General features: G+C 68.9%; 12 protein-coding genes and 1 pseudogene. 2 read left to right on the top strand and 11 right to left on the bottom strand.

What is annotated here, in order from left to right:
• Positions 1-31: 31 nt before the first annotated feature.
• The 8 genes from era to hrcA form a co-directional block, all read right to left on the bottom strand.
• Entirely contained in the window at positions 32-928 is an 897-nt protein-coding gene (gene era / locus CQ047_RS03780) for a GTPase Era (protein ID WP_181155825.1), read from the bottom strand.
• A complete protein-coding gene (locus CQ047_RS03775) occupies positions 921-2,204 on the bottom strand; it encodes a hemolysin family protein (RefSeq protein ID WP_105672957.1) in 1,284 nt (427 codons plus the stop codon). Before CQ047_RS03775 ends, era begins: the two co-directional genes overlap by 8 nt.
• Positions 2,201-2,659 carry an rRNA maturation RNase YbeY gene (ybeY, locus tag CQ047_RS03770; protein WP_105672956.1) on the bottom strand — a complete coding sequence of 153 codons (459 nt, stop codon included), beginning with the start codon at positions 2,657-2,659 and terminating at the stop codon, positions 2,201-2,203. Before ybeY ends, CQ047_RS03775 begins: the two co-directional genes overlap by 4 nt.
• Positions 2,656-3,681 carry a PhoH family protein gene (locus CQ047_RS03765; protein WP_223587460.1) on the bottom strand — a complete coding sequence of 342 codons (1,026 nt, stop codon included), beginning with the start codon at positions 3,679-3,681 and terminating at the stop codon, positions 2,656-2,658. The genes ybeY and CQ047_RS03765 overlap by 4 nt, the downstream gene beginning before the upstream one ends.
• Before the next feature lie 64 nt (positions 3,682-3,745).
• Positions 3,746-4,093, bottom strand: coding sequence for an HIT domain-containing protein (locus CQ047_RS03760; RefSeq protein ID WP_105672954.1), 348 nt, complete (start codon positions 4,091-4,093; stop codon positions 3,746-3,748).
• Between the two features lie 24 nt (positions 4,094-4,117).
• Positions 4,118-4,846 (bottom strand): 16S rRNA (uracil(1498)-N(3))-methyltransferase, encoded by a 729-nt coding sequence (locus CQ047_RS03755; protein WP_105672953.1) that lies wholly within the window; start codon positions 4,844-4,846, stop codon positions 4,118-4,120.
• A gap of 3 nt (positions 4,847-4,849) precedes the next feature.
• Positions 4,850-5,965: a molecular chaperone DnaJ gene (gene dnaJ / locus CQ047_RS03750; RefSeq protein ID WP_105672952.1), complete on the bottom strand. Its 1,116-nt coding sequence runs from the start codon at positions 5,963-5,965 to the stop codon at positions 4,850-4,852.
• A gap of 38 nt (positions 5,966-6,003) precedes the next feature.
• Positions 6,004-7,032, bottom strand: a complete 1,029-nt coding sequence (hrcA, locus tag CQ047_RS03745) for a heat-inducible transcriptional repressor HrcA (RefSeq protein WP_105672951.1) — start codon at positions 7,030-7,032, stop codon at positions 6,004-6,006.
• Between the two features lie 70 nt (positions 7,033-7,102).
• Between hrcA and CQ047_RS03740 the strand changes: the two genes are divergently transcribed.
• Positions 7,103-8,524, top strand: a complete 1,422-nt coding sequence (locus tag CQ047_RS03740) for a carboxylesterase/lipase family protein (RefSeq protein WP_105672950.1) — start codon at positions 7,103-7,105, stop codon at positions 8,522-8,524.
• Here the strand turns inward: CQ047_RS03740 and hemW are convergent.
• From hemW to lepA, 3 genes are all read right to left on the bottom strand, one after another.
• Entirely contained in the window at positions 8,514-9,731 is a 1,218-nt protein-coding gene (hemW, locus tag CQ047_RS03735) for a radical SAM family heme chaperone HemW (RefSeq protein ID WP_105672949.1), read from the bottom strand. The genes CQ047_RS03740 and hemW overlap by 11 nt on opposite strands.
• Complete coding sequence (locus CQ047_RS03730) at positions 9,731-10,384, bottom strand: DUF1990 family protein (protein WP_105673095.1); 654 nt, start codon at positions 10,382-10,384, stop codon at positions 9,731-9,733. Before CQ047_RS03730 ends, hemW begins: the two co-directional genes overlap by 1 nt.
• A gap of 66 nt (positions 10,385-10,450) precedes the next feature.
• Positions 10,451-12,304: a translation elongation factor 4 gene (gene lepA, locus CQ047_RS03725; RefSeq protein ID WP_105672948.1), complete on the bottom strand. Its 1,854-nt coding sequence runs from the start codon at positions 12,302-12,304 to the stop codon at positions 10,451-10,453.
• Positions 12,305-12,545: 241 nt separating this feature from the next.
• Here lepA and CQ047_RS19045 point away from each other — a divergent pair.
• Positions 12,546-13,120 (top strand): annotated as a pseudogene (locus tag CQ047_RS19045) (ABC transporter permease); the annotation flags it as partial.

The raw sequence follows: 13,120 nt of genomic DNA, 5'->3' as shown, positions 1-13,120 counted from the left end.
GTCGTCCGCCCGAGGTAGACGCGCGCGCATCTCAGAAGCCGAGTCTGCCGAGCTGCTTGGGGTCACGCTGCCATTCCTTCGCGACCTTGACGTGCAGACCGAGGAACACGCGGACTCCGAGGAGCTCCTCGATACCGCCACGGGCGCGGGCGCCGACGTCCCGAAGACGTGACCCCTTGTGCCCGATGATGATGGCCTTCTGACTGTCGCGCTCCACGACGATCGACGCGTGCACGTCCGTCAGGCTGCCGTCCTCGCGCGGCGCGATGTCGTCGACGACCACCGCGATCGAGTGCGGGAGCTCATCCCTGACGCCGTCGAGAGCGGCTTCGCGGATGATCTCCGCGATCCGATCCTCCTCGGATTCGTCGGTGGTGATGCCCTCCGGATACAGCGCAGGGCCCTTCGGCAGCAGCCGGATGATCTCGTCGGAGAGGACCTCGAGCTGATCTCGGGTGAGCGCCGACAGCGGGATCACGGCGGCCCAGTCCTCACGCAGCGCGTCGACCTCGATCAGGCGCTCGGTGATCTCGTCTCGCCCCGCGGCATCCGTCTTGGTGACGATCGCGATCTTCTTCGCGCGCGGATACCCGTCGAGGGACGCGGCGATGCGGCGGTCGCCGGGTCCGACCTTCTCCGTCGCGGGCACGCAGAACCCGATGACGTCGACATCTCCGAGAACCTGCTCGACGAGGTCGTTCAGTCGTTCGCCGAGGAGCGTGCGCGGCTTGTGGATGCCGGGGGTGTCCACGATCACGAGCTGGCCGTCCGGACGGTTCACGATGCCGCGGATCGCGCGGCGCGTCGTCTGGGGCTTGTCGCTGATGATCGCGATCTTCTCGCCCACCAGGGCGTTGGTCAGCGTGGACTTGCCCACGTTGGGGCGCCCGACGAAGGTCACGAAGCCGCTTCTGGTCTTCTCAGTCATCTTCCGTGTCTCCTTCATGGGCCGCGTCCTGCGCCCGTTCGACGAACACCGTCGCGATGCCGCGCCCTCGCCCACGAGAGGCCCCGCCGGTCAGCACGACGCCGTCGACCGTCGCCGTGGCCCCCGGCTGGGGAACCTGTCCGAGAGCCTTGCCGAGCAGTCCGCCGATCGAGTCGACGTCTTCATCCTCGAGTTCGAGTCCGAAGAGATCGCCGACGTCCTCCAACGAGAGCCGGGCGCTCACGCGGTATCTGCCTTCGCCGAGATCGACGACTTCGGCCGACACCTGATCGTACTCGTCCGAGATCTCGCCGACGAGCTCCTCGATGAGATCCTCCAGCGTCACCAGCCCCGAGATGCCGCCGTGCTCGTCGATCACCAGGCACACGTGCACCGCGTCTCGCTTCATCTGCTGCAGCAGCGTCTCCGCGCGCATGGACTCGGGGACGAAGGTCGCCGGCCGGGAGATGGGCCGGATGGGAGCCGTCCGCCAGGCGTTCTCGTCACGGAACGCGAACTGCACGAGGTCCTTGAGATAGAGCACGCCGACGACATCGTCCGCCTCGTCGTCGACGACGGGCATGCGCGAGACGCCGCGGTGCAGGAACAGCGCCATGGCTTCACTCGTGGTCGCCGTCGCATCCACCGTCACCATCTCGGTGCGCGGCACCATGACCGCGCGCACGAACTGGTCGGTGAAGTCGAACACGGAGTGGATGAGATCGCGGTCGTCCGCCTCGATGAGGTCGTTCGATGCCGCCTCGTCCACCATGCTCAGCAGCTGCTCCTCCGAGCTGAATGTGCTGCGTCCCGCCCCGGGGGTGACGCGGTTGCCGAGCACGACGAGGCCCTGCGCGAGCGGTCCGAGGATGATCCGCACTCCGCGCACGACGGGAGCGCACGCACGGAGCATCGCGTCGGCGTGATGCCTGCCGAACGTACGCGGACTCGCGCCGACCAGCACGAACGTGATGCCCGTCATCAGCACGGCGGCGGCCAGCATCGCCCACCAGATGTTGTCGAAGAGGCTGGAGAAGGCGACCGTCACGAGGACCGCGGCCGTCGTCTCCGCGAGCACGCGGATGAACGCCACCGCGTTGACGTGCGCATCGGGGTCGGCGGCGATGCGGGACAGCTGCCCCGCATTGCGTCCCTCGGCGCCCATCTCCTCGAGGTCGGCGCGCGAGGTCACCGCGAAAGCCGCATCGATAGCGGCCATGAGACCGCCGAACGCGACGAGCAGCACCGCCCCCGCGAGGAGGAAGGCCGCGGTCATCGTCGGCGTTCAGAGGCCGCGAAGCCCTGGATGAGCTCCTTCTGAAGACCGAACATCTCGCGCTCGTCATCGGGCTCGGCGTGGTCGAAGCCCAGCAGGTGGAGCAGCCCGTGCGTGGTCAGCAGGATGAGCTCGTCCATCAGCGTGTGGCCGGCCGCCTGCGCCTGCGTCTCCGCGACCTGCGGGCACAGCACGATGTCGCCGAGGAGCCCGGGGGCCGTCGGGCGGTCCTCCGTGCCGGGGCGCAGCTCGTCCATCGGGAAGCTGAGCACGTCGGTCGGGCCGGGCTCGTCCATCCACTGGACGTGCAGCGCCTCCATGGCGCCCTCGTCCACGAGGACGATGGCCACCTCGGCGTCGGCGCTGACATGCAGCTGCGCGAGGTTGAAGTCCGTCAGCCGCTGCAGCACGGTCTCGTCGACGTCGATCGCCGACTCGTTGTTGATCTCGATCATGAGAGTCCTCGTTTCGGCATCCGGTCGCGTGGTCCTGGTCGCTGGGCGCCGCGTCGATCGGCGCGATTGGCGAACTCCGCCGCCTGCTCGCGCTCGAACCGCTGCGCCGTGCGCTTCTCGTCATACTCGCTGTAGGCGTCGACGATGCGCCCGACGAGCGAGTGGCGCACCACGTCATCGCTGGTGAGGCGGGCGAAGTGGATGTCGTCGATGTCGCTCAGCACGCGCGTCACTGTCCGCAGCCCCGAAGCTCCCTGCGGGAGGTCGATCTGGGTGATGTCGCCGGTGACGACCATCTTCGTGCCGAACCCCAACCGGGTGAGGAACATCTTCATCTGCTCCGGGGTGGTGTTCTGCGCCTCGTCGAGCACCACGAACGAGTCGTTGAGGGTGCGACCGCGCATGTAGGCGAGCGGAGCGACCTCGATCGTGCCCGTCGCCATCAGACGCGGGACGATCTCGGGGTCCATCATCTCGTTGAGCGCGTCGTACAGCGGTCGCAGATACGGATCGATCTTGTCGTTGAGCGTGCCGGGCAGGAACCCCAGACGCTCCCCCGCCTCGACAGCAGGACGCGTGAGGATGATGCGGGTGACCTCCTTGCGCTGCAGCGCCTGGACGGCCTTCGCCATCGCGAGGTAGGTCTTGCCGGTACCGGCCGGACCGATGCCGAACACGATCGTGCTCTCGTCGATCGCGTCGACGTACTCCTTCTGGCCGAGCGTCTTCGGACGGATCACCTTGCCGCGGGTGGAGAGGATCGCCTCGCCGAGCACCTCGCTCGGACGCGGGCCGCCGTCCTGACGCAGCATCCTGGCGGAGCTCGAGACGTCGCTCGGAGCGAGGTCGTGGCCGCGCCTGGTCATCGTGAGCAGCTCGTCGACGAGACGCTTGGCGTCGGCGACGGCATCGGCGTCTCCCGACAGCGTGATCTCGTTGCCGCGGACGAGCACCTGCACCTGCGGATGCTCCTTCTCCAGCATCCGCAGCAGCCGGTCCTGCGGCCCCAGCAGCTGCACCATGGCGACGCCGTCTGCGTAGATCTTCTCGACGGCGCTGCCGCGGTCGGGAGCGGAATCGAAATCGTCAGAAGCCAACGAGCTTGCTCTCCTCGATGTTGCCGAGCACATGGGCGTGCACGTGGAAGACGGACTGGCCGGCGCTCGCGCCGTTGTTGAAGATCAGGCGGTACTCGCCGTTCGCGTGCTCCTCCGCGAGCCGCCTCGCCGCGGCCACGATGTCCGCGAGGAGCGCGGGGTCGCCTGCGGCGAGCTCCGTGACGTCGCGGTACTCCTCGGTCTTCGGGATGACGAGGGCGTGCAGCGGCGCCTGCGGGTTGATGTCTCGGATCGCGAAGACCCGATCGGTCTCCAGCAGGATCTCCCCGGGGATGTCGCCGGTGAGGATGCGGGTGAAGATCGAGGGCTCGCTCATGCTCTCAGTCTACTGAGGGGACGCTCACCAGCGGCCGAGCGCCACCGACAGCACCGCGATCGCGGCCGGACCGGCCGTGGACGTGCGCAGCACCGTGTCGCCGAGCAGCACGCGCTCGGCACCCGCCGCGACGAGACGGTCCAGCTCCTCGGGGGCGATGCCGCCCTCGGGGCCGACGACGAGGATCAGGTCGCGACCGTCCGGTTCCCGCTCGGAGAGCCTGATGGTCGCCGTCGGGTCGAGCAGGAGCATCCGCGCGTCCGCCGCGCGTTGCGCGAGCTGTCCCGTCGTGAGAGGCTCCGAGACCTCGGGGATCCAGGGCCGATGCGCCTGCTTCGCTGCCTCGCGCACGATCGTCGCCCAGCGCTCGCGCCCCTTGACGGCCTTGGGCCCGTCCCAGCGCGACACGCTGCGGCTCGCCTGCCACGGGACGATCTCGTCGACGCCGAGCTCGCAGGCCGCCTGGACGGCGAGTTCATCCCGATCGCCCTTGGCCAGTGCCTGAACGAGGACGATGCGGGGCGTCGGCGCGTCGTGGACCGCACGATCGGACACGCGCACGTCCACCCGGCTCGGAGAGACCTCCTCGGCGACACCGGTGAGCCAGACGCCTGCACCGTCGCCGATCGTCACGGATTCGCCCACACGCAGTCTGCGGACGACCGCCGCGTGCTTCGCCTCCGCGCCGGTGAGCGACACGAGGTCGCCGACCGCGGCATCGGTCGACGTCTCGACCAGGAAGTGCAGCGCCATGGCTCAGTGCGAGCGGAAGCGGTCGCGGAGCTTGGAGAACAGCCCCTGCTGGAACTGGGCGAGCTGCGGTCCCGGCGACTTCGCCTTCTTCGCGAAGTCCTCGATGAGCGCGCGCTGTGCGGAGTCGAGCTTGGTGGGCGTGACCACCTGCACGCCGACCCTGAGGTCACCACGCTGGGATCCCCGCAGCGGGGTGATGCCGCGGCCCTTGATCGTCAGGACGTCACCCGATTGGATGCCGGAGCGGATCTCCAGGTCGACCTCGCCGTCGAGCCCCTGGATCTTCGTGTCCGTTCCGAGGATCGCGTCGGTCATGGAGACCTCGAGCGTGGCGAGGAGGTCGTCGCCGTCACGGCTGAACGCCGCGTGCGGGCTCACCGTGACCTCGACGTACAGGTCGCCGTTGGGGCCTCCGGCCTTGCCCACCTCGCCGGAGCCCGGCAGCTGCAGTCGCAGCCCGGTCTCCACACCGGCGGGGATGTCGAGGGACACCGTACGACGCGACCGCACGCGCCCCTGACCAGCGCAGGTTCCGCACGGGTACGGGATCGTCGTGCCGTAGCCCTCGCAGGTGCCGCACGGCTGCGAGGTGATGACGTTGCCGAGAAGGCTGCGGACCTGACGCTGCACGTGGCCGGAGCCGCCGCAGATGTCGCAGGTGACGGGCGACGTGCCCTCCTGGCAGCATGATCCCTGACACGTCTCGCACAGCACCGCCGTGTCGACCTCGATGTCGCGGTGCGCGCCGAACACCACGTCGCCGAGCTCGAGGGTCACACGCACGAGCGCGTCCTGGCCGCGCTCGCGCCGTGACCGCGGACGAGCGCCGCGCCCGCCGCCCTGCGCGGCGCCGAAGAAGGTCTCGAAGATGTCGCCGAAGCCTCCGAACCCGCCGAAGTTGCCTGCGGCGCCGTCTCCGCCGCCCATGTCGTACCGGCGTCGCGACTCGTCGTCGCTGAGCACGTCGTACGCGTGCGTGACGAGCTTGAAGCGCTCCGCCGCCTCCTCGCCCGGGTTCACATCCGGGTGCAGCTGACGCGCGAGGCGTCGATACGCCTTCTTGATCTCGTCGGTGGACGCCTCTCGGGATACCCCGAGAACCTCATAGTGATCCGCCACGATGGCCCTTCTCCGTGTGTGTTCGTTCGGCGGCCGCCTCAGCGGCTCGCCTCGTCTTCGTCGAGCATCCGCGACAGGTAGCGGGCCACGGCCCGCGCCGCCGCGAGGTTGCTCGGATAGTCCATGCGGGTCGGGCCCATGACGCCGACGCGCGCGGTGCCGCTCGGTGCGGCGTAGTTGCTGGCGACGATCGACGCCTCGCCGAGACCGAACGGAGCGTTCTCCGTGCCGATGCTCGCGGCGAGCCCGTGCACGTCGGTCTCCATCTCGCTCATCAGCCGCAGCAGCGTCACCTGCTCCTCGATCGCCTCGAGAAGAGGATGGATGCTGCCGCGGAAGTCCTGTTCGCGCCGGGCCAGCGTCGCGGCCCCCGCCATGACGAGGCGCTCCTGGCGGAACTCGCCCAGCTCGTCGATGATGACGGTCGCGAGGGCGCGCAGCGCGGCATCCGTCGTCGTGTCATCGGCGAGCAGGGTTTGCAGGCGCTCAGCGGCGTCGCTCACCGCACGGCCTGTGATCAGCGCGGACAGCCGCGCCCGCAGCACCGCCACATCGGCCTCGTCGAGCTCGATCGGGAGCGGGGTCATGCGCTGTGAGACGCCGCCGGCGTCGGTGACGAGCACGACGAGCATCCGGCTCGGCGCGAGCGCGACGAGCTCCAGGTGGGTCAGATGCGCGCGTGCGAACGACGGATACTGCGCCAGGGCGACCTGCCCCGTGAGCTGCGTGAGCACACGGACGGTGCGCGCCATCAGGTCGTCGAGATCGGCGGGGTCCGCGAGGAAGGACTCGATCGCACTTCTCTGAGCCACGGTGAGCGGCCGCAGCTGAGCCAGGTGGTTCACGAAGACGCGATACCCCTTGTCGGTCGGCACGCGCCCCGAGGAGGTGTGCGGAGCGGCGATCAGCTCCTCGTCCTCGAGCAGCGCCATGTCGTTGCGGATGGTGGCCGCGGAGACGCCGAAGGAGTACCGATCGACGATCGTGCGGCTGCCGACGGGTTCGTGCGTCTCGACGTAGTCCTGCACGATCGCGCGCAGCACCTGCAGGCCTCGCTCTGTGACCATCTCACCCTCCCGCCTGGCACTCGGACCTATAGAGTGCCAATCCTATCGCGTGCACCCTAGGATGGCGCTCATGACCACGCCGTCCACCGCTTCCGTCAGCACCGGGGTCCTCCGAGGAACCGTCGAGGACGGCGTCCGTCGCTTCCTCGGCATCCCGTACGCCGCGCCGCCGTTCGGGGACAACCGGTTCCGCGCGCCACAGCCCGCTCCCGCGTGGACGGGCGAGCGCGACGCCGTGTCCTTCGGCCCCACGTCTCCCCAGCTCCCCTACTCCGGCGCGACCGGCGAGCTGCTGGGTTCGGTGCGCATCGACGGCGAAGACATCCTCACCGTCAACGTCTGGTCCCCGGTCGACGCCTCGGACGCGCCCGTGCTGCTGTGGATCCACGGCGGCGCCCTCGAACGCGGCACCGCCGCGCTCTCGATCTACGACGGCACGGGGTTCGCACGCGCCGGCATCGTCTTCGCCTCGATCAACTACCGGCTGGGCTCGGAGGGCTTCTCCGTGCTCGAGGACGCACCGCGCAACCTCGGCCTGCGCGACGCCGCGGCCGCCCTCGACTGGGTCCACCGCGAGATCGCGGCGTTCGGCGGCGACCCCGCGCGCGTCACGGTGATGGGCGAATCGGCGGGCGGCGCGATCGTCGCCGGTCTCCTGGCCCGTCCGGAGTCGCGTGCGCTGATCGCTCAGGCGATCATCGAGTCCGGTCCTCTGGAGGCGCAGACACCGGAGAAGGCCGGGCGCGTCACCGCGCAGCTGGCGAAGCGGCTCGGCATCCGCGCCGATCGGGAGTCCTTCGCCGGCGTCGACCCCGATCAGCTCCTGCAGGCCCGTCGCGAGCAGGCCGCAGGCTCCTCACCCCTCGGGGGCGCGCCGGGATTCCAGTTCTCGATCGACCCCGACAGCCTCCCCCGGTCTCCCCACGAGGTGCTCGGCGAGATCGACACCCCGCTGCTCATCGGCAGCAACACCGACGAGTACCGGCTGTGGTTCCCCCCGGAGGCGCTCGCCGGCATCAGCAGGGCGAAGCTGCTGATCGCGCGTCTCGCGCTGCGCATCCCCGGCCGTGCGGTGGCCGCGTACCGCGCCGACTTCCCTTCGGCGTCGACCGGGGAGATCTTCGGACAGCTCGCGACCGATGTCATGCTCCGCGCTCCGCTCAGCCGCGTCGCGGCAGCGCGCCCCGCGAACACCCACGTCTACGAGTTCGCCTGGCCCAGCCCCGTGCGCGATCTCCGCGCCGCGCACGCGCTCGAGCTCGGCTTCGTGTTCGACCGGCTCGACGACCCCGAGACGCAGCGCATGGCCGGGACCGACGCTCCGCGCGAGCTCGCCGCCGACATGCACCGCGCGTGGGTCTCCTTCGTCACCACCGGCGACCCCGGATGGCCCGCTTTCGGCTCCGAGCGCAGGACGCGCCTGTTCGATGCCGTGACCACCACGGTGCCCCAGCGACGCACGATCGGCATGGATCTGCTCCCTAGTCGGTGAGCTCCCGCACGACCGCGTCGGCCAGCAGCCGGCCGCGGAGCGTCAGACGAACGCGGCCGCGAACGGCGGAGGCAGGATCCACCAGACCGCCGGCGATCAGGCCGGCGACGCGGGCTCGGTTCCCTGCAGGGAGGTCGGCCACTGCGATGCCCTCGGCGAGACGGCTCAGCAGCAGCACCCGCTCTAGCATCCGCGATTCCTCATCAGGGCGCTCGGTTCCGGCAGCCGGGGACTCGGATGCCGCGAGCCGCTGCGCGTATGCGGCCGGGTGCTTCACGTTCCACCAGCGCAGGCCCGCGACGTGACTGTGCGCCCCGGGGCCGAAGCCCCACCAGTCGCTCCCCCGCCAGTACGCGAGGTTGTGACGCGAACGCCGATCCGCGGAGCGCGCCCAGTTGCTGACCTCGTACCACTCGAAACCGGCGGCGGCGAGCCGCGAGTCGGCGAGCTCGTACATGTCGGCCTGGAGATCGTCGTCGGGTGTCGGCACCTCGCCGCGGCGGATCTGCCTGGCCAGCTTCGTGCCGTCCTCGATGATCAGCGCGTACGCGGAGATGTGGTCCGACTCGAGGTCGAGTACGGCGTCGAGAGAGGCTTCCCAATCGGCCAGAGACTCCCCCGGCGCACCGTAGATGAGGTCGAGGCTGACCGCGAGACCGGCGCCCTTCGCCGCCTCGACGGCGGTGCGGACGTTCTCCGGCCGGTGCGTGCGATCCAGCGCAGCGAGCACGTGCGGCACGGCGGACTGCATGCCGATGGAGAGCCTGGTGACCCCGGCATCGGCGAGAGTCCTGGCGACCTCGGGGGTCACCGTGTCGGGGTTCGCCTCGACCGTCACCTCCGCGCCGTCGGCGAGCCCGAAGGCCGACACCGCCGCATCCAGCATCCGCGCGAGGTCGCCGGCGGGCAACAGCGTGGGCGTGCCGCCTCCGAAGAACACCGTGTCCATCGGCCGGAGCGCTCCGGCATCCGACAGCACCCGACGGGCGAGGAAGATCTCCGCGGCGAGGATGTCGGCGTAGTCCTCCTGCTTCGCGCCGCGCAGCTCGCCCGAGGTGTAGGTGTTGAAGTCGCAGTACCCGCACCGCACACGGCAGAACGGGATGTGCAGGTACGCCGAGAACGGCACGGAGGGATCGACGGAGAGATCGGCGGGGAGCCCGCCGTCCGCCGGGGCCGGATCGCCGAGGGGAAGAGGACCCGCCATCAGACGGGGGTCGCGTAGAGCGGGGAGATCGCCCGCAGGTACCGGGCGAACAGCTCTTTCCTGCGTCGCTTCACGAGCGCGGGAACCATCCGGTACAGCATCGCGTTCGGCGCGTCGAAGGCGCGGACGGTGAACCACACCTCGTCGTTGTCCTCGCGCCAGTCGATGTCGAACGACTCCTCGCCGCTCACGACCGATCCTCCGACCGTGCCGAGCACGAAGCCGATGCGGCGCTTCTCCTCCGTCACGGAGATCACCCGCAGTTCGGCATCGGCGCTCATGCCTGCCACATGGCCGTGCAGCTTCAGGGTCATTCCCGGGCCGACGAAGGGCGTGCCCTCCGCGTCGAAGCGCTGCTCGATGTCGTGCTTGCTCGGCGCGATGGGGTTTCCCTCGGCGTCGAAGCTCACTCCGGCGTACGCGGGACCGGGGGCCGGGCGCACGTCTTGGATGCCGAGCCCTGCGGCTCGCTGCGCCGTCCACGACAGCAGGGACTCCCCTGCGGTCTGGAACCGCTCGGAGCCGCTGCCGATCCGCCAGGACTGCTCCGCCGGGATGCTGCGCTCCGGCGGGTACTGCATCAGATCCGGGGCGTGGGTGGCACCCACGGCCGCATAGTCAACCGTGTCGTCTCGGAAAGTCCCGCGCCGCATGATCTCCACCCTACTTCGGCTTGCCTGAGCGATCACCCCCACGCGCCGCGGGCACCCAGAACCGGACTACTTCTTGTCCTTGCCCTCGACGTCGCCGGAGAGCGCGGCGATGAACGCCTCCTGGGGGACCTCGACGCGACCCACCATCTTCATGCGCTTCTTGCCCTCCTTCTGCTTCTCGAGGAGCTTGCGCTTTCGGGTGATGTCACCGCCGTAGCACTTGGCGAGCACGTCCTTGCGGATCGCGCGGATCGTCTCACGTGCGATGATGCGGGCGCCGATCGCGGCCTGGATCGGCACCTCGAACTGCTGCCGCGGGATGAGCTTGCGCAGTCGCTCGGCCATCATGGTGCCGTAGGCGTATGCCTTGTCGCGGTGCACGATCGAGCTGAAGGCGTCGACCTTCTCGCCCTGCAGCAGGATGTCGACCTTGACCAGATCGGCCTCCTGCTGGCCGGAGGGCTCGTAGTCCAGCGAGGCGTACCCCTGGGTCTTGGACTTCAGCTGATCGAAGAAGTCGAAGACGATCTCGCCGAGCGGCATGTTGTAGCGCAGCTCGACGCGCTCCTCGGAGAAGTACTCCATGCCCAGCAGCGAGCCTCGGCGCGACTGGCACAGTTCCATGACCGTGCCCACGTAGTCCTTCGGGAGCAGGATCGCGGCCTTGACCATCGGCTCGGAGACGGAGCCGATGCGCCCGTCGGGGTATTCGCTCGGGTTCGTCACGGTGACGGTCTCGCCGGTGTCGGAGGTGAGCACCTCGTAGATGACGCTGGGGGCTGTGGTGATGAGATCGAGGCCGAACTCGCGCGCGAGCCGCTCGGTGATGATCTCGAGGTGCAGGAGCCCGAGGAATCCGCAGCGGAAGCCGAAGCCGAGAGCGACGGAGGTCTCCGGTTCGTAGACGAGAGAGGCGTCAGACAGCTTCAGCTTGTCGAGCGCCTCGCGCAGTTCCGCGTAGTCGCTGCCGTCGATCGGGTACAGGCCGGAGAAGACCATCGGCTTCGGATCGGTGTACCCGGCCAGCGCCTCGGATGCCGGCTTCCGGCTGGTCGTGACCGTGTCGCCGACCTTCGACTGGCGCACGTCCTTCACGCCGGTGATCAGGTACCCGACCTCGCCGATCCCTAGTCCCTTGCTCGGAATGGGCTCGGGGCTGGAGACGCCGATCTCGATGAGTTCGTGGTTCGCGCCGGTCGACATCATCTGGATGCGTTCGCGCGGAGACAGGCTGCCGTCGATCATGCGCACGTACGTCACGACGCCGCGGTACGCGTCGTACACGGAATCGAAGATCATGGCGCGCGCCGGAGCCTCCGGATCGCCCTTCGGCGCGGGGATCTCCTGCACGAGCCGGTCCAGGAGCTCCTCGACGCCGACGCCGGTCTTGCCCGACACGCGCAGCACGTCCTCCGGCTTCCCGCCGATGAGGGAGGCGAGCTCCTTGGCGTACTTCTCCGGGTCGGCGGCTGGGAGGTCGATCTTGTTCAGGACCGGGATGATGTGGAGGTCGTTCTCCAGCGCGAGGTACAGGTTCGCGAGCGTCTGGGCCTCGATGCCCTGAGCCGCGTCGACGAGGAGGATCGCCCCTTCGCACGCGGCGAGGGAACGGGACACCTCGTACGTGAAGTCCACGTGACCGGGGGTGTCGATCATGTTCAGCGCGAAGGTCTCTTCGCCGATCTGCCAGGGCATCCGCACCGCCTGGCTCTTGATCGTGATGCCGCGCTCGCGCTCGATGTCCATGCGGTCCAGATACTGGGCCCGCATGTCGCGGTCGGAGACCACTCCGGTGATCTGGAGCATCCGGTCGGCGAGGGTCGACTTGCCGTGGTCGATGTGGGCGATGATGCAGAAGTTGCGGATCTGCGTGGCCGGAGTCGCGGCAGGCTGAAGAGGAGTGAGAGCGCGTGGTGACATGTCCCCTCAAGTCTAGGGTGAGCGCGGGCCGATCCGAGATTCCCTCATAACTGGTGGTAGTCTCGCGAAGTTGCCCGGGAGCAATCGGTGACACCGGATCCCATGAGCGACAAGACTCCGTCACAGACAGCGTGCAGGCGTCGTGTCGCGCAGTCCAGCAGTTGGTGGTTGAATGACTACCCGGCTCAGCGTTGCGTCGGCAGATCCCGCGCGCGTCTGTAGAAGAGAAAGAATCACACCCTTGATCAAGTATCTCGTGCGCCGAGCACTCGGCTGGCTGCTCATGATCGTGGTCGCGACCAATCTCACGTACTTCCTCGCGTGGGGTTTCCTCGACCCGCGCAGCAACTACGTCGGTCGCCGCCCTCCGGTGACGGAGGAGCAGATCGTCCACCTCCTCAAGCCGCGCAACCTCAGCGACACCGTCCCTCTCATCGAACGGTGGTGGAACTGGCTCACGGGGATCCTGCTGCGGTGGGACTGGGGCGTGAGCCCGACCGGCGGCTCGGTGAACGAGCAGGTCGGCTACCGCATGTGGGTCAGCGCCGAGCTGGTGCTGGGAGCCACGATCCTCTTCACCGTCCTCGGCATCGCGCTCGGCGTGTACACGGCATCCCGCCAGTACAAGCTCGCCGACCGCATCGGCCAGGCCACGAGCATCATCACGATGAACATCCCGATCGTCGTCGCCGCCTTCGCTGTCGTCATCCTCGCGATCGCGCTGAACGAGGCGACAGGCGTGCGCATCTTCTACGTCACCGGCTCGTCGAGCCAGGACGTCGAAGGGTTCTTCCCCGTCCTCGTCGACGTGCTGCA

The organism is Microbacterium sp. MYb72, assembly GCF_002979415.1.
Lineage (GTDB): Bacteria > Actinomycetota > Actinomycetes > Actinomycetales > Microbacteriaceae > Microbacterium > Microbacterium natoriense.
The sequence above is the reverse complement of the archived record's forward strand: the minus strand, read 5'-3'. Positions and strand labels throughout refer to the sequence as shown.

Excerpts from the sequence above, each read along its gene's own strand:
- CQ047_RS03765 (WP_223587460.1), bottom strand. The coding sequence starts at position 3,681 with ATGGTGCAGCTGCTGGGGCCGCAGGACCGGCTGCTGCGGATGCTGGAG.
- ybeY (WP_105672956.1), bottom strand. The coding sequence starts at position 2,659 with ATGATCGAGATCAACAACGAGTCGGCGATCGACGTCGACGAGACCGTG.
- lepA (WP_105672948.1), bottom strand. The coding sequence starts at position 12,304 with ATGTCACCACGCGCTCTCACTCCTCTTCAGCCTGCCGCGACTCCGGCC.
- CQ047_RS03760 (WP_105672954.1), bottom strand. The coding sequence starts at position 4,093 with ATGAGCGAGCCCTCGATCTTCACCCGCATCCTCACCGGCGACATCCCC.
- CQ047_RS03755 (WP_105672953.1), bottom strand. The coding sequence starts at position 4,846 with ATGGCGCTGCACTTCCTGGTCGAGACGTCGACCGATGCCGCGGTCGGC.
- CQ047_RS03775 (WP_105672957.1), bottom strand. The coding sequence starts at position 2,204 with ATGACCGCGGCCTTCCTCCTCGCGGGGGCGGTGCTGCTCGTCGCGTTC.
- CQ047_RS03740 (WP_105672950.1), top strand. The coding sequence starts at position 7,103 with ATGACCACGCCGTCCACCGCTTCCGTCAGCACCGGGGTCCTCCGAGGA.
- CQ047_RS03730 (WP_105673095.1), bottom strand. The coding sequence starts at position 10,384 with ATGCGGCGCGGGACTTTCCGAGACGACACGGTTGACTATGCGGCCGTG.
- hrcA (WP_105672951.1), bottom strand. The coding sequence starts at position 7,032 with ATGGTCACAGAGCGAGGCCTGCAGGTGCTGCGCGCGATCGTGCAGGAC.
- hemW (WP_105672949.1), bottom strand. The coding sequence starts at position 9,731 with ATGGCGGGTCCTCTTCCCCTCGGCGATCCGGCCCCGGCGGACGGCGGG.
- era (WP_181155825.1), bottom strand. The coding sequence starts at position 928 with ATGACTGAGAAGACCAGAAGCGGCTTCGTGACCTTCGTCGGGCGCCCC.